Raw genomic sequence first — 22,111 nt, 5'->3', positions numbered from 1 at the left:
CTAAAGGGAGGAAAAAAGATGCGCTCAACATTTATGGGCTTAGAAACTAGTAGAAGCGGTTTATTTACACAACAATCCGCTTTATATACAACAGGTCATAATATTTCAAATGCCAACACACTTGGTTACTCACGCCAACGAGTAAACATGCAAGCTACGCCAGGTTTTCCAACGGCAGGCTTAAACACGCCGAATTACCCTGGACATATGGGAACAGGGGTAGAGACAGGTTCCATTCAACGTATACGCGATGAATTTATTGACCGTCAATACCGTCAGGAAACAAATAAGTTAGGTTATTGGGAGTCACGTTCAAATGCGATATCCCAAATGGAAGATATAATGGATGAACCTTCTCAGTACGGTTTAAACGCAGCATTAGAGCAGTTCTGGAAAGGTTTGCAAGATGTTAGTACGGGTCCGGAAAACGCGGCATCACGTAAAGTGGCTATTGAACGTGCCAATCATTTAGCACAATCATTTAACTATATCGATACACAATTAAAAACAATTCAAGGCAACTTAGGTAACGAAATTAGTGTTTCAACAAACCGCATCAATTCATTACTAAAGCAAATTGCTTCTATTAATAAGCAAGTGCAAGAGGTTGAACCAAATGGTCATGTACCAAATGATTTATATGATGCTCGTGATGTGTTAATCGATGAATTAAATAGTTACATCCCGGTCTCAGTCGAACGCGTTCCTTCTGGTGGACTTGCTTCTAGTGTAGCTGAAGGCAGTGTAACTATTACATTTAAGCCATATGGCACGAACACAGCCATTAAATTAGTGAATGGTAAAGATGCTGCTAGCATCGAAGTAAATAGTGGTGCTACACAAATTGATGGAACGGATTTATCGAAAGTATTTACGAGCATCAATGTAACTGGCACAGGTACAGCAGATTCAGGCACGATTACATATGACCAGTTAGAGCCTGGCAAAGGTAAATTATTATCATTGATCAACTCTTATGGATATCAAGATGGGGCAGATGTTAAAGGCTATTACCCAGAAACGATGGCTAGCCTTGACAAACTTGCCTCAGAATTTGCAAATGTCTTTAATGCGATGCATAAGCAAGGGTATGATTTAACAGGTGCTCAAAGCACAATCGATTTCTTTGAACCGATTGATAATACAAAACCAATGTCAGCCGGAAATATTAAAGTGAATGATGAGCTTTTGAAAGATTCTTCAAAGTTGGCTGCTTCTAGCAAGCCAAATGAAGAAGGGAACGGCAAATGGGCACTTGAGCTTTCAAATATCCAATCAAAAGTTCAAGCAAATTTAGACGGCGCAACATTTAACACATTCTATCAAGGAATCATTGGTAAGCTCGGTGTCGATGGAGAAGAAGCAGCGCGCTTAAACGGAACTTCTGAAACACTTCTTGTGACAATTGGCAACAGCCGTGCTTCGATCACTTCGGTATCACTTGATGAAGAAATGACGAATATGATTACATTCCAACAAGCATATAACGCAAATGCACGTATGATTACTGTTATCGATGAAACATTAGACAAAATCATTAACGGCATGGGTCGAGTAGGAATTTAACTAAAAACTAATTGAGTACGACTAAAGGAAGGAGCTTTTACAAACATGCGCGTAACACAATCCATGTTATCGAATAACATGCTTCTAAACTTAAATAATAGCTACGGAAAAATGTCGAAGCTACAAGATCAAATTACTTCAGGCTCAAAAATCACGAGACCTTCAGACGACCCTGTTGTAGCAGTAAAAGGGATGGGCTATCGACGAGACCTAGGTAGAGTTGAACAGTATACACGTAACATGAATGAGGTTAATAACTGGTTAGATACATCTGACGAATCATTAAATCAAGTGGGCGAACAAATGAAGAAAGTGCGTGAACTTGTTATTCAAGCAGCGAATGATACAAATACACCAGATGAACGAGCAAAGATTAAATCTGAGATTGACCAAATTCGCAACCAAATTCAAGATGTAGCCAACACGAAAGTAGGAGACCGCTATATTTTCAGTGGCACAAAAACAGGACAACCAATATTTATAAATGGCACTCTTAACAATGCAAATGTCAATTCCGAAGATGTTAAGATTGAAGTGTATGATGGTATTGAAATGAAAGTCAATACTGCAGCTGTGGATTTATTTAAAAGTGTAGATGATATGATGGGCAAAATTTCGGATGTGCTAGACCCGAATAGAGTTCCTCTTGCTACAAGTGACGAAATCAGCTCAACATTAGGTGGCGTTACAAGTACGAGTACAACTGATGATATTACAACGATGCACAATAAAATTCTCGAAGCGCAGGCGGATGTTGGAGCACGCCAAAATCGTGTGGAATTAATGGAAAACCGCTTATCTATTCGTGAAATTAGCGTGACAAAGCAATTATCGAATAATGAGGATGTCGATTACTCAAAAGCTATTACCGAAATGGTAACGTCAGAATCGATTCATCAGGCAGCATTGTCTGTTGGCGCTAAAATTATTCAACAATCTTTAGTAGATTTTATTAGATAAAATATAGTGATTTTTTTCGCTAATAAATCAAAGCGTTTGAACATTTTGTTCAGACGCTTTTCTTGAAAGGAGAAGTGTACATGAGACTTCCACAAATTCAAATTCGTACAACGGACGCACAAATTGACCTTAATATTGCTAAGCCACAGCAATACATTAAACAACCAAGTGCTACGCAGCATATTGAACAGCCTGCTGCAATACTTGATATCAATACAACACGTGGTGTCCTAAAAATTGATTCATCCCAAGCAAGGCGTGATTTAGGCTTAATTGGACCATTAGAATCAAGTGCAAATTATGCGCAAAAAGGGAAACAAGAGGCGATGAAGGGCATGGCACGAAGAGCAAGAGAAGGGCGACAAATGATGGAGGGTGCCGGCAAAGACCAAGGTAGAGCAACTATTCAAAATATCGCCAAACAAAACCATGGCCCTCACCGTGTTCAATTTAATATAAAATTTGTGCCTTCTGTTGATTCCGTAAAAATCGACTATACGCCAGGCACTACTGACGTCAATATACAACGAAGAGAACCAGTAATTGACGCCCAAGTGAACAAACCAATCCATGAATACACACCAGGTAAAGTAACTGGTACAATGATACAAAGACCAGATGTTGACATTGACGTCATCGTTTAAAGGAGTGCACCCGAAAATATGAAAATTGCTACTAAATTTTTAGGAGAAGTCGAAATCGTTGAACAAGATATTCTGACATTTGAACATGGCTTACTTGGATTAGAAGAAGAAAGAGAGTTTGTTTTACTACCAATCGATGCCGACCTACCACTAGCATTACTTCAGTCTATTCAGCATGTAGAAATCGGCTTTGTCGTTGCCTATCCATTTGCTTTCAAAAAAGATTATAGCTTTGACATTAGCGAAGAAGATCGCGAGCAATTACAAATTGATAAACAAGAAGATGTTCTTCCATATGCTATTGTCACAATGAAAGAGACATTCCAAGACTCTACGATTAACTTGTTAGCACCCGTTATTTTAAATATTGCTAAAAAAAGAGGCAAGCAAATCGTTCTCCAAGATAACAAAGCCTTTCCATTACGTTATCCAATGCTGCCATTGGAAGGAAGTGCGAAATAATGCTAGTACTCTCAAGAAAAAAAGATGAATCTATTATGATAGGCGAACAAATCGAAATAAAAATATTAGCAGTCGAAGGTGAGCAAATTAAACTGGGTATAGTTGCGCCGAAAACGGTGAAAGTACATCGCTCCGAAGTTTTTGAAGCCATTCAAGCTCAAAATAAAGAAGCACTCGCTTCATCTTCAAATTTTTTAGATCAGCTGAAGAAAAAATAAAATAGTAGCTATGAATCTATTACATAAAAAAATAAAAAAACTTTTAAAAAAACTATTAAACTTTTCCAACTACTCACGATATATAGATTGTAGGGTAAGGGAAGTACATATATACAACCTAAACCGACAATATTCCACACGGACGTGGAATAACAAAACAAACATTCAAGGAGGAATTCCAAATGAGAATTCAACATAACATTTCAGCTTTAAACACACACCGTAACCTTTCTTTCAACAACACTGAAGCTTCTAAAAATCTTGAGAAGTTATCTTCTGGTTACAAAATTAACCGTGCTGGCGATGACGCTGCAGGTTTAGCAATCTCTGAAAAAATGCGCGGACAAATCCGTGGTCTTGACATGGCTACTAAAAACGCTCAAGACTCAATCTCTTTAATCCAAACTGCTGAGGGTGCTCTTAACGAAACACACTCTATCTTACAACGTATGCGTGAACTAGCAGTTCAATCTGCAAACGATACAAACGTAACTTCTGACCGTGCGGATTTACAAAAAGAAATTAACGCATTATCTGAAGAAATTACACGTATCTCAACTGATACAGAGTTCAATACTCAAAAATTATTAAATGGTTCATTTAAAGATAAAGTATTCCATATTGGTGCAAACAATGGCCAAAAAATCGATTTAACTATTGCTAATATGGCGGCATCTTCATTATCTGTTTCTAAAATTAGTATTTCTTCTCAAACAGGAGCAGATGCTGCTATCACTACTATTAATGACGCTATTACTAAAGTTTCAGATGCACGTTCTAGCTTAGGTGCTGTTCAAAACCGTTTAGAGCACACTATCAACAACTTAGGTGCAACTTCTGAAAACTTAACAGCTGCTGAATCTCGTATCCGTGATACAGATATGGCTAAAGAAATGATGGGCTTCACTAAGAACAATATCTTAATGCAAGCTGCTCAATCGATGTTAGCGCAAGCTAACCAACAACCACAAGGCGTTCTTCAATTATTACAATAATTGATTAACATTTAGGTTAAAATAAAGGAATCTGTCTTACGGCAGATTCCTTTATTTTTTTTATTTTAGGACGATAATAGATAGGAGGTGATTAAATTTGAGTAAATATAATATCGAATATGTATTAACTAATAACAATTTAAAAACAATGAGAGTAAATAATTTCTTTTTACATAGTAAGTATAATCCTATTCAAGAAGCAAAGAGAATTGTAGAAAAAGAGTTTGAACCCAATTTCGTTCATGTAGTTTTTGGGTATGGATTAGGTTATATTATTGAAGAAATGAAAAATAAATTAAGAGAAAATGATAAGTTGATTGTTATTGATCCTTTATTTAAGGAGTTTAACAAAGAATTAATAGATGATAATATTGAATTTACTCTTATTGAAGAGATAAAAAGTGAAGTTATTGAAGGGGTCGTATCCTCTAAATTAGGAAATTTTAGTAAACAAGTAAAGGTAATATGCTCACCGAATTATGATAAAATTTTAAAAGAAGAATACCTGATTGTTTTAGAAAGCATTAAAACAGTGCAACGGCTTCAACAAGTTGGAGAAAATACGATAAGACAATTTTCCCTAGACTGGCAGGAGAATTATGTACATAATATTTTGCATTCATATATGAATCATTCTTTAAAAGAATTAAAACAGGTTTATAACTGCCCAATAATTGTAATTTCAGGAGGCCCATCTTTAAAAAAGCAGATTGTAAAGTTGAAGGAAATAAAAGAGAAAATTATTACAATTGCCTCTGGATCAACGATCAATTCTCTATTGAATCATGGAATTGAACCTGATTATGTCGTTTCTATAGATGGAGGAATAGCCAATTATAATCATTTTAAAGAAATAATCAATATAAAGTCCCGATTGATTTTTGGTTTTAGTAGTCATTATAAAATTCAAGAGATATTTCCAAACATAAAATACTCCCTTTTAGATGTTGGAGATAGTGCATTTCAAAATTACTTAAATAACGTATTTAGTTTAGATGTGCCTCTTATTGCAGGTGGAGCTTCTGTAGCGAATTTTGCTTTTACAGTAGCTTGTTATATGACGAGCGGCCCAATTGCAATTATTGGCCAAGATTTAGCTTATACGGATAATAAATCTCATGAAGATAGTAATAAACACTTTATAGAAGTAGATGAATCATACAAGAAAAGTCGTGGGATGTTTGAAATAACAGGGTACTATAATGATAGTGTTTTAACGGACTATGCGTTTTTACTTATGAAGAGGGATTTTGAACGGCTTAATAGGCAAATTGAGCATCCGTCGCCTATTTTCAATTGTACAGAAGGGGGCGCGAAAATAGGAGGGATGGAACAAATCCCATTCTCTGAGTTTTGTGATTCATTTATTAATGAAGAAACTAACTTAAAGTTAAATAGTCCATCTAAATTACAATCAAAAGGTAATGATTTTTTTATTGGAAAAATGCAAGCTGAGATAGCGATTTATAATAAGATTATTGGAGAAATTCAAATTGGTCTAGCTAAGTTAAATAGCAATAAATCGAATACGGTATTTGAAAAAAGTGTATTACGTGAATTAGATAAGATAGATAAATCTATAAAAAAGTACAAGACTAGAACCGCAATGAATCATATATTTGATCCTATTACAATGGATGTCCTACGTAATTATGAATCCGTACCAAATGAAAGTAATCGAGCAACTTTTGATAGAGTATTCAATCAGAATAAAGAACTTTATTCAAGACTATTAGATGCTTTCAAATTAACAAGACAATATGTTTTAGATGTTATAGAAAAAACAAATAAATTAATGTGAGGTTACAATGATGAGTGAACTTTTAAACGATACAATTATAAGCTTTAATGAATATATGGAGAGATTACCTGAAGGATGTCTGATGATTGCAAATAACCTTCGTGATGATCGTATTGCTGAAGCTCTTAATCATATCCGAGATTTTTCAGAAGGTGCAGGCTGGATAGCGGAAGCAAGTAGGCTGTTAAAAGAAAATAATGTGGCTATCACTCTCGATATGACAAAGATTGTAGATTATTTATCAGAAATAAATGATGGTTTGTCAATTGGTGACTATAATTTGGTTGCAGATATATTTGAGTATGAGATTGTTCCGTTCTTTTCCGATGTTGAATTAGGAGCTTCTAAAATCTAATGCAGTTTGAAAAAATGGAAGCACGGGACGGAAATGCCACATTAAAGGTAAATAATATATTGCTATATAGTAAGTATCGGCCGATTACAGATACGGAAAAGTTCATTGAAAGTGAGTTTAATAATGACGATAAAGGATACGTATTAATCGGATTAGGATTAGGCTACCATCTACATGCTTTATTAAAACTAGTTACTGATTCGAAGCCAATTTTTGTCTATGTTTTAGATAGTCAAGAAATAGACTTATATGAGTCTATTTCTGGTAGTAGAAAATTGCCGAGCAATGTTACTATAACTACAGACTATAGAGAAATTGCTAATGTAAATGATTATCAAATTATTATGCCACACGTTTGGTTACAAGTAATGGATAAACAACATCCACTTTATTATTTGCTAATGGATATTAAAATGAAGCAGATGTCGTATAAACGCTTCTCATCAATGATGGAAATGAACTTTTATGAAAATATTCAGCAACGGATTTTCTCATTACAGCATTATCAAGAAAGTTTAAAGCAGAAAAAGTTTTCTTGTCTCATTTCTAGTGGACCTTCTTTAGATATTACTAAAAAGTGGTTGGAAGTTGTAAAAGGAAAAGCGTACCTACTATGTGTAGGATCTGCTTTGAAAGTGTTATTAGAGGAAGACATTGTACCAGATGGGGTCATTTTATCAGATTGCCAGCCAACAATTTTCGAACAATTAAAGGATTCCGGATATACTGGAGTGCTCTTCTTTTTAAGTACTGCAGATTTTAATTCGGTAAGGTACCATAAGGGAGATAAATATATATTATTACAAAAGGGATATGAACTTTCAGAACAATACGCTAAGAAAATGAATTATCCATTGTTAGAAACGGGTGGTTCGGTAGCTACTACGGGCTTTAGTTTGTTGGAGTATCTAGGATTTAAGTCAATAGTATTGTTTGGTCAGGATTTAGGTTTTATGAATGAATACACACATGCCACTAATTCTACTTCAGGAAGAAATGTATCAAAAGACGAGCAGTATATAGAAATAGAGTCCAACTCTGGAGCACCTATTAAAACATTGCCAAATTTATATAGCTACTTAACATGGTTCAATCGAAATTGTAAAGAAAGTACATGTTATATTTATAATACAGCTAAAAATGGTGCGAAAATAGAAAATGTCCCATTGATAGACGAAAAACAACTTTATGAACTTATTAAAAACTCATAGATTTATGAGTTTTTATTTATGATTATAAAAATTTGTCGATATATATCATATGAAAACATAAGACATAAAATTTGTTTCATAGATTTTTAAATATATTTTATATGGTATTTGATCGCTATAAGATAGGAGTTTTATAATGATGTCGTTAGAAAACAAAACCGTGCTAGTAACAGGTGGTACAGGCTCTTTTGGTAAAAAATTTATCAGAAAGGCACTTACATTAGGTGTGAAAAAAGTTATTGTTTTTAGTCGTGATGAACTAAAACAATATGAAATGAAACAAGAATTTCAAGATGAACGCATTCGATTCTTTATTGGTGATGTGCGCGATAAAGACCGTTTATACCGCGCTTTTGATGGTGTGGATATAGTGATCCATGCAGCAGCTATGAAGCATGTCGATGCATGTGAATATAACCCGTTTGAAGCAGTGAAAACAAACATTCATGGTGCACAAAATATTATTGAGGCAGCTATCGACCGTGGCGTAGAAAAGGTAATTGCACTTTCAACAGATAAAGCATGTAGCCCAGTGAATTTATACGGTGCAACAAAATTAGCTTCTGATAAACTATTCGTTGCAGCCAATGCTTATGTAGGCGAAAAGAAAACTAGATTTTCAGTTGTTCGCTATGGCAATGTAGTTGGTAGTCGTGGTAGTGTTGTGCCATTTTTTAAAAAAATCAAGGATACTGGGAAGTTACCTGTTACAGATGAGCGTATGACACGGTTTTGGATTACACTTGATCACGGAGTGCAATTCGTATTAGATAATTTAGAGCGCATGTATGGTGGGGAAATTTTTGTCCCAAAGATTCCGAGTATGAAAGTAATGGATTTAGCAAAAGCCATTGCTCCAGAATGTGAAATAGAAATTATAGGAATACGCCCTGGTGAAAAACTTCATGAAGCGATGATTATGGAAGATGATGCACGTCATACATTAGAGTTTGATGATTACTACGTTATCCGTCCAGAACTTACATGGTGGTCTCAACATGAGGGTGGTAAAGGTAAAGTTTTAGCAGAAGACTTCTCTTATACTAGTAATAATAATTCTGAATGGCTTACAGTTGAACAACTGGAAAAGTTGATGAATGAAATATAGTAATGAAATGAGAGTAATAATAAAGTTTTAAAACAGTTTAATTCTAAAATGTCGAATGTTGTATTTTAGTCTAATTTTACATAAAATGGTAGCGGGTGATAAAATGGTAGTTACAGCAATTATCCAAGCTAGAATGGGTTCAACACGGTTACCAGGGAAAATCTTAAAAGAGGTTAATGGAAAACCGTTATTAGAGTATCAAATGGAAAGAGTTAAGGCATCAAAAGAAATTGACCAAATTGTAGTAGCTACTACTAAAAATTGTGAAGATGATATTATTGAACAATTTTGTGTGAAAAATGACATAAAATATCATCGGGGACCTGAAACGGATGTTCTAACTAGATATTATGAAACAGCTTGTAAATTTGGGGGGGCAACAATAGTTCGTTTAACTTCGGATTGTCCAATTATCGATCCGATTGTTATAGATGAAACAATTTCCTATTACAAGGATAATTATGGTTTTTTTGATTACGTAACTAATACTTTGGTAAGTGCATACCCACGTGGTTATGATGTTGAAGTGTTTTCTAAAGATGTTTTAGAAAAAGCTTATAAAATGGCTTTTTCTAAAAGCAATCGAGAACATGTGACTGCATATATATATAACAATGCAGATGTCTTTAATATAGGCCATTATGGAAAAGAAAGTTTTTATAGTAACTATCGCTTAACTGTAGATACTAGTGAGGATTTTCAATTAATAAGTACCATTATTTCAAAGTTATATCATGATAACCCTCTTTTTAATTTGCATGACATTACGGCTTTATTTAATAAGCATCCAGAAATCGCATTAATTAATTCAAATGTAAAGCAGAAAAAGGTGGATTAAACAGTGAAAATCATTATAAGAGCCGATTCATCTTTTAATATTGGTTCAGGGCACATAATGCGTTGTTTAACGTTGGCTACAGAATTAAATAAAAGGGGACATAATGTTGAATTCATTTGTAGAGATTTGCCAGGGAATTTAATTCAATATATTGATCATGCAGGTTTTAATGTCTATACATTGCCAAATAACAATACCCAAAATAAAACAAAAACAGTCTACGAATCTTTAAGTCATAATTGGGAAGAGGATGCAATATTAACTAGTGAGATATTAAAAGATTTAAATGCTCAAATTGTTATATTAGATCATTATGCTTTTGATGAAAAATGGGAAAATGAAATTTATCAATATGTACATCAAATATTAGTTATTGATGACTTAGAAAATAGAAAGCATCAATGTGATTTTTTATTAGACCAAAATTTCTATTTTACAAAAAAAAATAGATATGTGGATTTAGTTAATCAAAAAACTACAAAATTATTTGGTCCATCGTTTGCATTATTGAGGGATGAGTTTTTACTAAATCGAAAAAAAATAGAAGAAAAATCTATTAAAAATATATTGGTGTACTTTGGTGCATCCGATGTAACACAAGAAACAAAAAAAGTATTGAAAGCACTCAATAATTTATCCTCCAGTTATGAACTGATAATTGATGTATTAGTCGGTATATCCAACCGCGAATACGAAGAATTAGTAAAAGAATTTTCTGCTTATAAACATATAACTTTTTATACACAAACAAATGATTTTAGTAGTTTTATGAAAAAGGCAGATTTGTGTATTGGAGCAGGGGGAAGCACAACTTGGGAAAGATGTTGTATTGGCTTGCCAAGTATCGTTATTCCGGTTGCTGAAAATCAGATTATTCCAATGGAAGAATTAAATAAAGCGAATGCAATTATTTTAATGGAAGCAACCCATGATTTTAAAAGATACGAAGAAAAGATTAAATCGGTTTTGGATATGCCTGTAAGAGAGCTTCAAAAAATTCGTAAAGCAGGTTTTGATATATTTGATGGACTTGGTGTAAATAGGGTTGTAGATATTTTAGAAGGTAGAGGGATTGGAAATGGATATTCAAAAACATTATAAAAGTTTATTTGAAAAATATGGGGATTCCCATAAATCCTCTCAATGGGCGGACAGAGAAAGCCAAGAGAAAAGATTTCAATATTTATTAGAAATCGCTGATATAAAGCAACTTGAAGGAAAAAAATTATTAGATTTTGGTTGTGGTACTGGACATTTGGCTACATATTTAACAGAACAAAATATTGATGTTCAATATATAGGAATAGATATCGTTCCAGAACTTCTTGAATGTGCTAAAGTGAAACATCCTGAATCTCGTTTTTATAGTGTAGATGAAATTCCTGATGAAAAATATGATTATATAATTATTAGTGGTGTCTTTAATAATAAAATGGAGGATAACGTAACTTTCTTCCAAGATACAATAAAAAACCTTGTTGAAAGATGTGAAAAAGGTATTGCGTTTAACATGTTAAGTCATTATGTAGATTATTATGAAGATAATTTGTTTTATTTTAAGCCTGAAGAAGTATTTTGTTTTTTGAAGGAAAACATATCCCCTTATATTGTTATACGTAATGAGTATCAATTAAAACCCAATACTATTCCTTTTGAATTTACAACTTATATTTATATGAAATAGGTGAAAATTTATGAAATGTGCCATTATGCAACCAACATATTTGCCTTGGTCAGGATACTTTAATCTAATTCAAAATGTAGATTATTTTGTTTTTTTAAACGATGTACAATTCAATAAAAGATCATGGCAACAAAGAAATCGTATATCTTTAAATGGCCAAGAAAAATATATGACTATCCCTGTTCATAGCAAAGGAAAGCCTAATCAACTTATAAATCAAGTGGAAATTGTGTTAGAAGAAAATATTTTAGAAAATCATTTTAAAACATTAAAATTTGCATATGAGAATCATCCTTATGGCAATGAAGTAATTACTCTTTACGAAAAAAATATTAATTTAAATATGAATTTACTACAAGATATCAATGTAATGTTAATAAAAGATATTTGTGAAATATTGGATATAAAAACTAAAATTCTATTTAGCAGTGATATTCCTGTTAGTGGGCAGAAATCAATGTATTTACATAATATATGTAACTACTTAGAGGTAACAGAATATTTAAGTCCAATAGGATCTAAACAATATATAGAAGAAGAACAAATTTTACCTCAATCAAATATTAGTATTCAATATCAAAATTTTGAGCCAAAGCAGTATGCTCAATACCTTTGTAAAGAATTTATTCCTTATTTATCTATACTTGATGTTATTGCGAATATTGGCATTGATAAAACTAAAGAATATATTAAATGAAGGAGAATATAAATGGACATTATTGTAGTAGGTGGAGGAATTGCAGGAATTGTAAGTGCTTTATTATTAGCAGATAATCATCATGTGACACTAATTGAGCGTGCAGATTCTTTAGGCGGATTATTACAAACAAGAAAAATGGATAATGATCTAAGCTTTGATTTTGGCACACATGTTCCTCGTAAAACTGGAATTGAGGAATTAGATCAAGTATTATTTGGTAATATAGATAATTCAAAATGGAATGAATTTGAATTTCTTGAAGTGGGTAATTATTATAAAGGAAGACTAAATAAAGACAGTCAGTTTATTAATACGCAAATGCTTGAAAAAGAAGAATATTATAAAGGGCTTGTCGAATTATTAAATACATCGATTATTGAAAATGAATCAGAGTTAAATGCAAATGATTATTTAGAAAAAACTTTTGGTAAAACATTCAAAGAAAAAATATTTGAACCTATATTGTTAAAATTATATGGAGAAGAACTAAATGATTTAAATAGTCGTGCACATCTATTGTTTGGTTATGGACGTTTAATTTGTGGAAATCAATTGATGACTAATCATTTAAAAGAAAGTGTATTTTACGATAACAAAATAGCGAATACATCAAATGCAATAGGTGCTTCATTTAAAAAAAGTTTGTACCCTAAAACGCCAGGTATTAATCAATGGATAGAATCATTAGAGGACCTATTAAATCAAAAAAAAGTAAGAATAATAAAAGGCATTAGCATAGATAAAGCTGTATTTGATAATTCAGGAAATATAATAGAAATCGAATTAAATAATGGTGAGAAATTACATAGTGATTTAATAACATGGACAATTCCAATTAATATTTTTTCAGAGTTAATTGAAGGTCCATTAGAAAAAAATCAAACAGAAAAGAAATTTAGGGCGGTTGGTTTATTCGACTTTGAATTCGATAAACAATTTCAATGTAATAATCATTATATTTATTGTAATGATGAGCATATGAAAAGCTTCAGAATAACATTATATTCAAATTTATCCGATTCTAATCGTAATACTTGTACAGTTGAAGTTATTGATAACTATGAAAATTTATTAAATTTAAGTATTGATATTATTGTTGAAGAATTGAAAGATATGGGAATTATAAATATTGACTCTAAAGTGTTATTTTCAAATAAACAAATATTAAAAAATGGCTTCCCAATATCATTTATGGATTTTTATGGAAATGATATTAGTTTGCAAGAAAAATTACAAGACCAAGTGAATAACGTTCTTTTCTTTGGTAGAAATAGTAAAGAGTTTTTCATGGAAGAAGTTCTATCGAGTTTATACTATAAACTAATAAATAGTGGACTATAAAACTCTAGAATATAGGAGAGGGCATAGGTGGATAAAGTGATTAAAATTGGAGATTGTTATATTGGTAAAGATTATAAACCATTTATTATTGCTGAAATGTCGGGTAACCATAATCAATCCCTAGATAGAGCGCTTAAAATCGTTGAACTAGCTGCTGAAGCTGGTGTTGATGCAATTAAATTACAGACATATACGGCAGATACTATGACCTTAAATATTTCTTCAAATGAGTTTTTCATTTCTGACGAAAATTTATGGCAAGGTGAATCATTATATAATTTATATAAAGAGGCTTACACGCCATGGGAATGGCATGAGTCAATTTTTAAACGTGCAAATGAACTAGGATTATTAGCATTTAGCTCTCCATTTGATGAAACTGCTGTAGACTTTTTAGAATCCCTAAATGTACCTGCATATAAAATTGCATCTTTTGAAAATGTTGATATTCCACTTATACGTAAAGTTGCACGTACAAGAAAGCCAATTATTATTTCAACTGGTATGGCGACAGCATCTGAACTTGAAGAAGCTGTACAAGCCGCAAGAGCTGAGGGTAATAATAAAATTATTTTATTAAAATGTACAAGTACATATCCAGCCACACCTAAAAACTCAAATTTGTTAACTATCCCACACATGCGTGAATTATTCGATACAGAAATAGGGTTATCCGATCATACAATGGGGATTGGTGTATCTGTAGCAGCAGTAACATTAGGTGCAACTGTAATTGAAAAACATTTTACAACATCACGTGCCGAGGGTGGAGTGGATGCTGCATTTTCGATGGAACCTCATGAATTAAAGATGCTTGTAGAGGAAACTGAACGAGCATGGAATAGTTTAGGGAAAATTCAATATGGCCCAACTAGTGCAGAGAAGGATTCAACTAAATTCCGTCGCTCCCTTTATATAGGGGAAGATTTACAAGCAGGAGACATCTTAACAAAGGAGAATGTTCGAAATATTCGACCAGGATTAGGTCTACCTACAAAATATTACGATATTGTAATTGGTAAAGCAATTAAGCAGGACGTAATAAAAGGAACACCATTAAGTTGGGAGTTATTACTATGAGTGATTCACCTCGATTTATTTCATATGGCAGTCAAAGTATAGATGAGGATGATATTCAAGCCGTTATAGAAACATTACGTTCGCCTAACTTAACACAAGGACCGAAAATTGCACAGTTTGAGCAAGCTGTGGCAGATTATGTTGGTTCAAAATATGCGGTAGCTTTTTGCAATGGAACAGCAGCTTTACATGGCGCTTGTTACGCAGCTGGAATTGGTGAGGGGGATGAGGTAATTACTTCTCCTATCACTTTTGCTGCAAGTGCAAACAGTGTGCGTTATGTTGGTGGCACAGTCGTTTTTGCGGATATTGATGAACGTAAGTATAATATAAATCCTGAACAAATCCGTTCAAAGATTACATCAAAAACAAAGGCAATTATTCCTGTGGATTTTACTGGACAACCTGTCGATATAGATGCAATTATGGAAATTGCCAATGAACATAAACTAGTTGTCATTGAAGATGGTGCACATTCTTTTGGTTCTAGCTATAAAGGGCGTAAAATTGGAACACAGGCAGATATGACAATGTTTAGTTTTCACCCTGTAAAGCCTGTAACAACAGCAGAAGGTGGCGTAATAGTTACAAATAACGAATGTTATTATAAAAAATTATTAAAGTTCCGGAGCCATGGAATTGAGCCAACAGTTTATGCTAAAGAGCAAGGTGACTGGTATTATGAAATGACAGAATTAGGCTATAATTATCGGATGACAGATTTACAGGCAGCCCTCGGTGTTTCACAAATGAAAAAGCTTGATCACTTTATTAAGCGGAGACAAGAAATTGCTGCAAAGTACAATGAAGCCTTGAAACACGTTCCTGGAATTACAATACCAAAACAATTAGAAGATACTGAATCCGGCTGGCATTTGTACATGATTCAATTAGATGAAGCAAATCGGAAACAAGTATTTGATGCTATGCGAGCTGCAAATATTGGTGTCCATGTGCATTATATACCTGTTTATTGGCATCCGTATTATCAAAACCTAGGTTATGAGCGGGGGCTATGCCCAGTAGCGGAGGAATGGTATGAAAAAGCGTTAACATTGCCTATACATCCTCGTTTAACTGATGATGAAATTAACTATATTGTGAGCATTTTAAGCGAACAAGTTTCATTATAAGAGCTTTTAATTTGAAATTAATAGATTTAAAGAAATACAAGATCATCTGGTGATATCTAAATAACGTTATTAACGATTGTTTTATTAATTCATTAAAAACCTCTAGTTCAGAAAATTATAATCTGAGCTAGAGGTTTTTTAGAAGAGTATCATTGAAAGTAAGTAGTTAGCGCAAAAAGGTGAAACATTCCAAAAAACTTCCGATACTAAATATAAGAACAAGAAATGTTTAGGAGGTTACATATTATGCGTATTGCAGCTCAAGGACAGTCTACAGATGTAGGAACTGCAACTTCAGCAACATTTTCTAAGAAAGTTGGTTCAGAGGAACTCCCGATGACAACTGTTAAATCGCAGTCAGTAGGGCAATCAAGAGAATTACCAACTGAAGACCAAGAAGTATCAAAAGACAAGCTGCAAAATGTGGTAGACACTGTAAATGAGTTTTTACAAGTAAATCATAATGCTTCTAAATTTGTGTTGCATGACGGTTTAGATCGTTATTTTGTACAGGTTGTTGATACCCAAACAGAAGAAGTCGTAAAAGAAATCCCCCCTAAAAAACTTTTAGACGCATTTTATGAGATGCAAAAGCTATTAGGGATGATTGTAGATGAAAAGATATAAATATTAGGAGGAAATTATTATGGTAAATAGAGTCGGTGGATTAGCATCAGGAATGGATATAGATGCATTAGTAAAAAAATTAATGACTGCGGAAAAAGTGCCATTAAACAAGCTATATCAAAAGAAACAAACATATGAATGGCAGCGAGACGCATATCGTAGTGTTAATACGAAATTAAAAACATTTGATACGTACATTGCTGATAATTTAGTCTTAAAAAGTTTCCTTTCTAAAACAGCAGCTAGTTCAAATTCTAATTTAGTATCTGCTACTGCAACAGGTAGTGCTTCGGGAACACTTTCTATAGAAGGTGTTTCGCAATTAGCTACAGCAGCCCGTAAAGTTGGTGATCAAGTAAGTGCTGTAGGTTCAACGAAAATGTCTGATTTAGGTGCAACAGGGACGATTGAATTTAAAGCAATTCAAAGCAATGGCCAATTGGCAAGTGAAGCAACAAAAATTGAAATTACTTCTGATATGACCGTGAATCAGTTTATTAGTAAAGTGAATTCTAGTAACGCAGGGATTAGCGCTGTATTTGAAAACGGCCGATTCTCATTTACTGCCAAAAACACTGGTGACGTTAAAGGCGATGAGGAAATCAAAGTTACGGGTGGGGTAGAAATTTTCAACAAGTTAGGATTTGCTGATCCTAGTAAAGTCCAAACTACAGAAGGGAAAAATGCTATTTTCACCGTAAATGGTATTGCAACAGAAAGAACAACAAATACATTTACAATTTCGGGTTATAGTGTAACGTTAAAAGATACATTTAACGGTCTTCAAACAATTTCAGATAAATATAAAGCTGCTATGGAAGAATTTAAAAATGCCACAACTAATTTAGCAAATAAACAAGCAAATCTTACAACAAAGCAAAATGCGTATGGTGCTAGTGATATTAATAGTTACACAGCCGCTCATGAACAGGCTTATGCAGATGCTTTTGGAAAAACTTTAACTATTTCACAACAACTCCAATATAATAAACTAGGAAATGATACATGGAGAAACTTATCAACAGATGAAATAGATTTCATCAAAAATCAGTCGTCGGTACAAGATATCAAAGATAATTTGGATGGAAGTTCTTTAAGTGATGAAAGCAAAGCAAAGTTAAAGAAATTTGATGACAAAACACTAGATGCTTTATTTTCAAATAAAGATCAATTAACAGATTTTAAAGCTCAAGCTGATTACGCACAGTATGGCACAAAATTAAAAGATTTTGACCAAAATGCCATTGATGCGCTTAAACGGTTCCCATACGACAGTAATGATACAATTGAAAAAATTCATAAAGATATTGACGATAATACAGAGTTTTCACAAGAAGTAAAAGATGCCTTAAAATCTTTAAGTAAAGATGATTTAACTAATTTAATAGCAACAGATTCGGCAACTATAAAAACTTATCAAGAAAAAGCTCAGGCTGATGACTTAAAACAAAAGTATAGTCAATTTGGAGATGCTTTAATTAAAGGATTGCAAGATGGATCTAAAAAGGTTGAAGATTTAACTGACAAACAAAAAGAAATTTGGAATAACTTAACACCTGGGAAAAAGGCTGAATTTAACGCGCTTGCGGATCAAAATATTACACGTTCAGAGTACTTAACTGCAGATGCTGAAGAAAAAGCAGCCACTACTCGTTTAAATGAAGCTACTAAAACGCAAAATGCTGCAAAAGCAGATGCTGATGCAGCTGGTATCTTAAATGGTGATGGTAGTGTAGATGATACGAAAGTAAATGCCGCACCAAAAGCACAAGCAGTGACAATGACATCAACAACAAATGTTGATGACATTATGGCTAAAATTAAAGAATTTGTCACTACTTATAATGGTTTAATTAAAGATTTTACTGATCAAACGAAAGAAACAAAATATCGCGATTATACACCATTAACTAGTGAGCAAAAAGAAAGTATGTCCGAAAGTGAGATTAAACTTTGGGAAGAAAAAGCGAAGAGTGGTTTACTAAGAGGAGATACCCTTATTCGTGAAGGACTTTCTAGTATGCGTTCTTTAGTATATCAATCAAATCCAGCTATTGACTCTAAATATAATACTTTGTTTAGTATCGGTATTACGACAACTAAAAACTATAATGATGGCGGCACATTGGAAATTGATGAAACAAAGTTACGCAAAGTTTTAGAAGAAGACCCAGACGCAGTCGAAAAACTCTTTAAAAATAGTGAAGGTAAAAAAGACGATGTAGTCGATGGTAAAACAGTTGATACACGTGGTTATTTAGACAAGTTACGTGAATCGATGAAAACTTTAGAAATTAATATTGAGAAAAAAGCTGGTCGTTCTACGATGACGGACGCTCAATATGCAATCGGGAAAAATTTAATGGATACTGAAAGTCGAATTAGCACTTGGAAGAGCAAACTCGAAAATATCGAAGCTCGTTATTGGAAGCAATTCACGGCGATGGAACAAGCGATCAATAAAGCCAATTCACAATCAAGTATGTTCTCACAAGGTTCTTGATGAGGCTTTTAATGAAGCAAGGTAGGAGAAATTTATGCAACTAACCAATCAACTATTACAGGCGTCTGCAAATCTATATAAATTATTAGGCGATATCCCAAATGGCGAAGATCGTGATGACTACGTGGATACAATTAATAACTTGTTGGACAAGCGTGGAACGATTATCAATGGATTGAAACAAGAAGGTTTTAATTATGATGAACAAGATCGCGTTCATCGTACTTTGCTTGAATTAGATAATGGCATTAAAGAACGATTGGCTGCTGTAATGAGCGCAGTAAAGCAGGATATGGCAAACCTTCAAAAAACGAAAAAAAGTGAATCGCAATATTTTAATCCATATGGCAATGTCCGTGTGATGGATGGGATGTATTACGATAAGAAAAATTAATTTCTATATTAGCTTTTCTTTGTTTAATGGTTTAAAATAGTAAATAAGTAACATCTAAAAGGAGTTGTCCTTTATTGGCAGCAAATTTAACAGCACAAAACGCGTATAAGCAAAATAGTGTCACAACTGCTTCACCTGGGGAGCTAACATTAATGCTTTATAATGGATGCTTAAAGTTTTTAAATAAAGCTAAACTTGCGATTCAAGATAAAAATATTCAAGACAAAAATACAAATTTATTAAAAGCACAAGCGATTATTAGTGAGTTTATGGCTACACTTAATATGGACATTGAAGTGTCGAAAAATATGTTAGCACTCTATGAATATATGAATCGCCGTTTAGTAGAAGCAAATATCCAAAATGATGTTAGCATCATTGAAGAAGTTGAAGGCTTAGTGACAGAATTTCGGGATACTTGGAAAGAAGTTATTCGCATTAATCGACAACAACAATTCGGTAATGGGAATAACGGACAAGTTTAATAAAAAAAGAGACCATCGCTTGATGATGGTCTCTTTTGTTTATTAGACAAATTATGCAAATTAAAAAACGATAAAGTTATTAAGATTATATAAAAATCGACAAGAGGAACTTTACATATAGTCATAAAATAGGTGATTTAACGGTAAAATATGTTACTAATTCCCTCTAGATGAAAATCGTGTATTCGTGTCATAATCAAGCTAACTAAATGTTTGAAAAGTATTGGGGTGGGGAAAATGATATTTAAGCGTCAAGAAGGCTTTCGTTTTAAATTTGACGAGCCGGTTAATATGACTTTTGCGATATATGAGAATGGTAAAGTGAATCATGCACAAACTGCAATGGCGGATTTATTGGATATTAGTCCGAGGGGATTAAAGATGTTTACTGAGGTTGATTTAGGTGTACGTCCTTCTCCTCTTGATTTACGGTTTGTTCTTGATACAAGAGAAATTCGAGTATATGGCGAAGTGATTTGGAGCCGTCCTCATGGTAATGGGAAACAATACGGTGTATTTTTCAATAATCAAGGCGCTATTGAGGATTTGATTGTTGACGAGTTGAAATTGCGTCGTAAAAAAGAAACGGCTGAAGCAAAACAGAAAAAAATAAATTCATAAAATTTTATTGAAAAAAGAATTATTTTAGAGGAATTTCACACACTTGTGTAGAAATAAGAAGTATAGCAGTTATAAAGGAGGAGTTTACATGTTAAACTTTAACATTCGTGGTGAAAATATTGAGGTAACGCCAGCTATTCGAGAGTATGTAGAAACTAAAATCGAAAAAGTTGAACGTTATTTTAACGAAGATGTTAACGCCAATGCTAACGTAAATTTAAAGGTTTATAATGACAAGCAAACAAAAGTGGAAGTTACGATTCCAATGAAGAACTTAACACTTCGTGCAGAAGAACGTCATAATGATATGTATGCTGCAATCGACTTAATTGTTGATAAATTAGAGCGACAAATTCGCAAGCATAAAACAAAAGTAAACCGTAAATTCCGTGAGCGTGAAGGTGCAGGACTTTATTTTGCTATAACGCAAGCTGCAGCTGATACTGTAACAGAGGAAGACGAATATTCCATTGTACGTACTAAACAGTTTGATTTAAAACCGATGGATCATGAAGAAGCTGTCTTACAGATGAACATGTTAGGCCATGATTTCTACATTTTCACTGATGCGGAATCAAACGGCACAAACATTGTTTACAAACGTAAAGATGGCAAGTACGGCTTAATTGAAACAACTTAAATAAATGATTAAGAACCCTCAATTATGAGGGTTCTTTTTTTATTCCTATAAAAGATGGGAGGGCTTCAGTAGGATTAAGGGTACGCGTAAAGTTTTACATAATAATCATAGAGGGCATTTCAATCTAAAATAAGTACGGCAAGCGTCCTTATTCCGAGGATATATAGTAGAAAAATAAAAAAAGAAGATTTTTAATAAAGTTTGTTGACTAATCTATAATTAACATGTTATTATTTAATCCTGTCGTCAAACACTAATTGTATTATTGAAATATTAATCAAATACAGTGTTGACAGATGAAATATTATCGTGGTATATTATATTCCTGTCACTTTGACAGCAAAAATAACTTTTAAAAAAGTTATTGACAAACATAATTATATTTTGATATAATAATTTTTGTTGCTGCGAAACGCAGTGCAACATGAACCTTGAAAACTGAACAAGCAAAACGTAATCATTTAGTTTTTATTAACTAACATATGTTAGTGAACGAAACAAAATTTTGGACATCAAAATTGATGCCAGCAAAACAATTTGAGCTAATCAAATTTCTTTTATGGAGAGTTTGATCCTGGCTCAGGACGAACGCTGGCGGCGTGCCTAATACATGCAAGTCGAGCGAACAGATAAGGAGCTTGCTCCTTTGACGTTAGCGGCGGACGGGTGAGTAACACGTGGGCAACCTACCCTATAGTTTGGGATAACTCCGGGAAACCGGGGCTAATACCGAATAACTTGTTGT

23 protein-coding genes and 1 rRNA gene are annotated in these 22,111 nt (G+C 33.3%); all 24 read left to right on the top strand.

Annotated features, from left to right (window positions below):
• Window positions 1-18 precede the first annotated feature (18 nt).
• On the top strand, window positions 19-1,566 hold the full coding sequence (flgK, locus tag ACQKNX_RS15735; RefSeq protein ID WP_427429691.1) for a flagellar hook-associated protein FlgK: 1,548 nt from the start codon (window positions 19-21) through the stop codon (window positions 1,564-1,566).
• A gap of 45 nt (window positions 1,567-1,611) precedes the next feature.
• Complete coding sequence (flgL, locus tag ACQKNX_RS15730) at window positions 1,612-2,526, top strand: flagellar hook-associated protein FlgL (RefSeq protein ID WP_427429690.1); 915 nt, start codon at window positions 1,612-1,614, stop codon at window positions 2,524-2,526.
• Between the two features lie 80 nt (window positions 2,527-2,606).
• A complete protein-coding gene (locus tag ACQKNX_RS15725) occupies window positions 2,607-3,170 on the top strand; it encodes a DUF6470 family protein (protein WP_427429689.1) in 564 nt (187 codons plus the stop codon).
• Between the two features lie 18 nt (window positions 3,171-3,188).
• On the top strand, window positions 3,189-3,632 hold the full coding sequence (gene fliW, locus ACQKNX_RS15720; RefSeq protein ID WP_427429688.1) for a flagellar assembly protein FliW: 444 nt from the start codon (window positions 3,189-3,191) through the stop codon (window positions 3,630-3,632).
• On the top strand, window positions 3,632-3,850 hold the full coding sequence (csrA, locus tag ACQKNX_RS15715) for a carbon storage regulator CsrA (RefSeq protein WP_427429687.1): 219 nt from the start codon (window positions 3,632-3,634) through the stop codon (window positions 3,848-3,850). The genes fliW and csrA overlap by 1 nt, the downstream gene beginning before the upstream one ends.
• Window positions 3,851-4,032: 182 nt before the next feature.
• Entirely contained in the window at window positions 4,033-4,845 is an 813-nt protein-coding gene (locus tag ACQKNX_RS15710) for a flagellin (protein WP_141903808.1), read from the top strand.
• Between the two features lie 97 nt (window positions 4,846-4,942).
• Window positions 4,943-6,646 (top strand): motility associated factor glycosyltransferase family protein, encoded by a 1,704-nt coding sequence (locus ACQKNX_RS15705; protein WP_427429686.1) that lies wholly within the window; start codon window positions 4,943-4,945, stop codon window positions 6,644-6,646.
• A gap of 7 nt (window positions 6,647-6,653) precedes the next feature.
• Complete coding sequence (locus ACQKNX_RS15700; protein ID WP_186436121.1) at window positions 6,654-7,001, top strand: hypothetical protein; 348 nt, start codon at window positions 6,654-6,656, stop codon at window positions 6,999-7,001.
• On the top strand, window positions 7,001-8,212 hold the full coding sequence (locus tag ACQKNX_RS15695) for a motility associated factor glycosyltransferase family protein (RefSeq protein WP_427429685.1): 1,212 nt from the start codon (window positions 7,001-7,003) through the stop codon (window positions 8,210-8,212). The genes ACQKNX_RS15700 and ACQKNX_RS15695 overlap by 1 nt, the downstream gene beginning before the upstream one ends.
• Window positions 8,213-8,351: 139 nt before the next feature.
• Window positions 8,352-9,320 carry a UDP-N-acetylglucosamine 4,6-dehydratase (inverting) gene (gene pseB, locus ACQKNX_RS15690; protein WP_427430029.1) on the top strand — a complete coding sequence of 323 codons (969 nt, stop codon included), beginning with the start codon at window positions 8,352-8,354 and terminating at the stop codon, window positions 9,318-9,320.
• A 103-nt stretch (window positions 9,321-9,423) separates the two neighbouring features.
• Window positions 9,424-10,158: a cytidylyltransferase domain-containing protein gene (locus tag ACQKNX_RS15685; RefSeq protein ID WP_141903969.1), complete on the top strand. Its 735-nt coding sequence runs from the start codon at window positions 9,424-9,426 to the stop codon at window positions 10,156-10,158.
• A 3-nt stretch (window positions 10,159-10,161) separates the two neighbouring features.
• Window positions 10,162-11,259 (top strand): UDP-2,4-diacetamido-2,4,6-trideoxy-beta-L-altropyranose hydrolase, encoded by a 1,098-nt coding sequence (gene pseG / locus ACQKNX_RS15680; RefSeq protein ID WP_427429684.1) that lies wholly within the window; start codon window positions 10,162-10,164, stop codon window positions 11,257-11,259.
• The gene (locus ACQKNX_RS15675; protein WP_427429683.1) at window positions 11,237-11,842 is read left to right on the top strand and encodes a class I SAM-dependent DNA methyltransferase; all 606 of its coding nucleotides are present in this window, start codon (window positions 11,237-11,239) and stop codon (window positions 11,840-11,842) included. Before pseG ends, ACQKNX_RS15675 begins: the two co-directional genes overlap by 23 nt.
• A 10-nt stretch (window positions 11,843-11,852) precedes the next feature.
• Window positions 11,853-12,539: a WbqC family protein gene (locus ACQKNX_RS15670; protein WP_427429682.1), complete on the top strand. Its 687-nt coding sequence runs from the start codon at window positions 11,853-11,855 to the stop codon at window positions 12,537-12,539.
• Window positions 12,540-12,551: 12 nt separating this feature from the next.
• A complete protein-coding gene (locus tag ACQKNX_RS15665; RefSeq protein ID WP_427429681.1) occupies window positions 12,552-13,883 on the top strand; it encodes an NAD(P)-binding protein in 1,332 nt (443 codons plus the stop codon).
• Window positions 13,884-13,919: 36 nt separating this feature from the next.
• Window positions 13,920-14,963, top strand: a complete 1,044-nt coding sequence (gene pseI, locus ACQKNX_RS15660) for a pseudaminic acid synthase (RefSeq protein WP_427430028.1) — start codon at window positions 13,920-13,922, stop codon at window positions 14,961-14,963.
• A complete protein-coding gene (gene pseC, locus ACQKNX_RS15655; protein ID WP_427429680.1) occupies window positions 14,960-16,096 on the top strand; it encodes a UDP-4-amino-4,6-dideoxy-N-acetyl-beta-L-altrosamine transaminase in 1,137 nt (378 codons plus the stop codon). Before pseI ends, pseC begins: the two co-directional genes overlap by 4 nt.
• 246 nt (window positions 16,097-16,342) lie before the next feature.
• Window positions 16,343-16,723 carry a flagellar protein FlaG gene (gene flaG, locus ACQKNX_RS15650; protein ID WP_427429679.1) on the top strand — a complete coding sequence of 127 codons (381 nt, stop codon included), beginning with the start codon at window positions 16,343-16,345 and terminating at the stop codon, window positions 16,721-16,723.
• A 19-nt stretch (window positions 16,724-16,742) separates the two neighbouring features.
• Window positions 16,743-19,226: a flagellar filament capping protein FliD gene (gene fliD, locus ACQKNX_RS15645; protein WP_427429678.1), complete on the top strand. Its 2,484-nt coding sequence runs from the start codon at window positions 16,743-16,745 to the stop codon at window positions 19,224-19,226.
• Between the two features lie 34 nt (window positions 19,227-19,260).
• Window positions 19,261-19,620: a flagellar protein FliT gene (locus tag ACQKNX_RS15640; RefSeq protein ID WP_427429677.1), complete on the top strand. Its 360-nt coding sequence runs from the start codon at window positions 19,261-19,263 to the stop codon at window positions 19,618-19,620.
• 74 nt (window positions 19,621-19,694) lie between these two features.
• Window positions 19,695-20,105: a flagellar export chaperone FliS gene (fliS, locus tag ACQKNX_RS15635; RefSeq protein WP_427429676.1), complete on the top strand. Its 411-nt coding sequence runs from the start codon at window positions 19,695-19,697 to the stop codon at window positions 20,103-20,105.
• Between the two features lie 237 nt (window positions 20,106-20,342).
• Entirely contained in the window at window positions 20,343-20,726 is a 384-nt protein-coding gene (locus tag ACQKNX_RS15630; RefSeq protein WP_402762547.1) for a PilZ domain-containing protein, read from the top strand.
• A gap of 88 nt (window positions 20,727-20,814) precedes the next feature.
• Entirely contained in the window at window positions 20,815-21,366 is a 552-nt protein-coding gene (gene hpf, locus ACQKNX_RS15625) for a ribosome hibernation-promoting factor, HPF/YfiA family (RefSeq protein ID WP_340826329.1), read from the top strand.
• Window positions 21,367-21,922: 556 nt separating this feature from the next.
• Window positions 21,923-22,111: ribosomal RNA gene (locus ACQKNX_RS15620) — 16S ribosomal RNA — on the top strand; the annotation flags it as partial.

Origin of the sequence: Lysinibacillus sp. NPDC093712, from assembly GCF_050280025.1 — a bacterium.
Classification (GTDB): domain Bacteria; phylum Bacillota; class Bacilli; order Bacillales_A; family Planococcaceae; genus Lysinibacillus.
This window is presented reverse-complemented; position numbering and strand designations above follow the sequence as displayed.

Excerpts from the sequence above, each read along its gene's own strand:
- flgK (WP_427429691.1), top strand. The coding sequence starts at position 19 with ATGCGCTCAACATTTATGGGCTTAGAAACTAGTAGAAGCGGTTTATTT.
- flgL (WP_427429690.1), top strand. The coding sequence starts at position 1,612 with ATGCGCGTAACACAATCCATGTTATCGAATAACATGCTTCTAAACTTA.
- ACQKNX_RS15725 (WP_427429689.1), top strand. The coding sequence starts at position 2,607 with ATGAGACTTCCACAAATTCAAATTCGTACAACGGACGCACAAATTGAC.
- fliW (WP_427429688.1), top strand. The coding sequence starts at position 3,189 with ATGAAAATTGCTACTAAATTTTTAGGAGAAGTCGAAATCGTTGAACAA.
- csrA (WP_427429687.1), top strand. The coding sequence starts at position 3,632 with ATGCTAGTACTCTCAAGAAAAAAAGATGAATCTATTATGATAGGCGAA.
- ACQKNX_RS15710 (WP_141903808.1), top strand. The coding sequence starts at position 4,033 with ATGAGAATTCAACATAACATTTCAGCTTTAAACACACACCGTAACCTT.
- ACQKNX_RS15700 (WP_186436121.1), top strand. The coding sequence starts at position 6,654 with ATGATGAGTGAACTTTTAAACGATACAATTATAAGCTTTAATGAATAT.
- ACQKNX_RS15695 (WP_427429685.1), top strand. The coding sequence starts at position 7,001 with ATGCAGTTTGAAAAAATGGAAGCACGGGACGGAAATGCCACATTAAAG.
- pseB (WP_427430029.1), top strand. The coding sequence starts at position 8,352 with ATGTCGTTAGAAAACAAAACCGTGCTAGTAACAGGTGGTACAGGCTCT.
- ACQKNX_RS15685 (WP_141903969.1), top strand. The coding sequence starts at position 9,424 with ATGGTAGTTACAGCAATTATCCAAGCTAGAATGGGTTCAACACGGTTA.
- ACQKNX_RS15675 (WP_427429683.1), top strand. The coding sequence starts at position 11,237 with ATGGATATTCAAAAACATTATAAAAGTTTATTTGAAAAATATGGGGAT.
- ACQKNX_RS15670 (WP_427429682.1), top strand. The coding sequence starts at position 11,853 with ATGAAATGTGCCATTATGCAACCAACATATTTGCCTTGGTCAGGATAC.
- ACQKNX_RS15665 (WP_427429681.1), top strand. The coding sequence starts at position 12,552 with ATGGACATTATTGTAGTAGGTGGAGGAATTGCAGGAATTGTAAGTGCT.
- pseC (WP_427429680.1), top strand. The coding sequence starts at position 14,960 with ATGAGTGATTCACCTCGATTTATTTCATATGGCAGTCAAAGTATAGAT.
- flaG (WP_427429679.1), top strand. The coding sequence starts at position 16,343 with ATGCGTATTGCAGCTCAAGGACAGTCTACAGATGTAGGAACTGCAACT.
- fliD (WP_427429678.1), top strand. The coding sequence starts at position 16,743 with ATGGTAAATAGAGTCGGTGGATTAGCATCAGGAATGGATATAGATGCA.
- ACQKNX_RS15640 (WP_427429677.1), top strand. The coding sequence starts at position 19,261 with ATGCAACTAACCAATCAACTATTACAGGCGTCTGCAAATCTATATAAA.
- ACQKNX_RS15630 (WP_402762547.1), top strand. The coding sequence starts at position 20,343 with ATGATATTTAAGCGTCAAGAAGGCTTTCGTTTTAAATTTGACGAGCCG.
- hpf (WP_340826329.1), top strand. The coding sequence starts at position 20,815 with ATGTTAAACTTTAACATTCGTGGTGAAAATATTGAGGTAACGCCAGCT.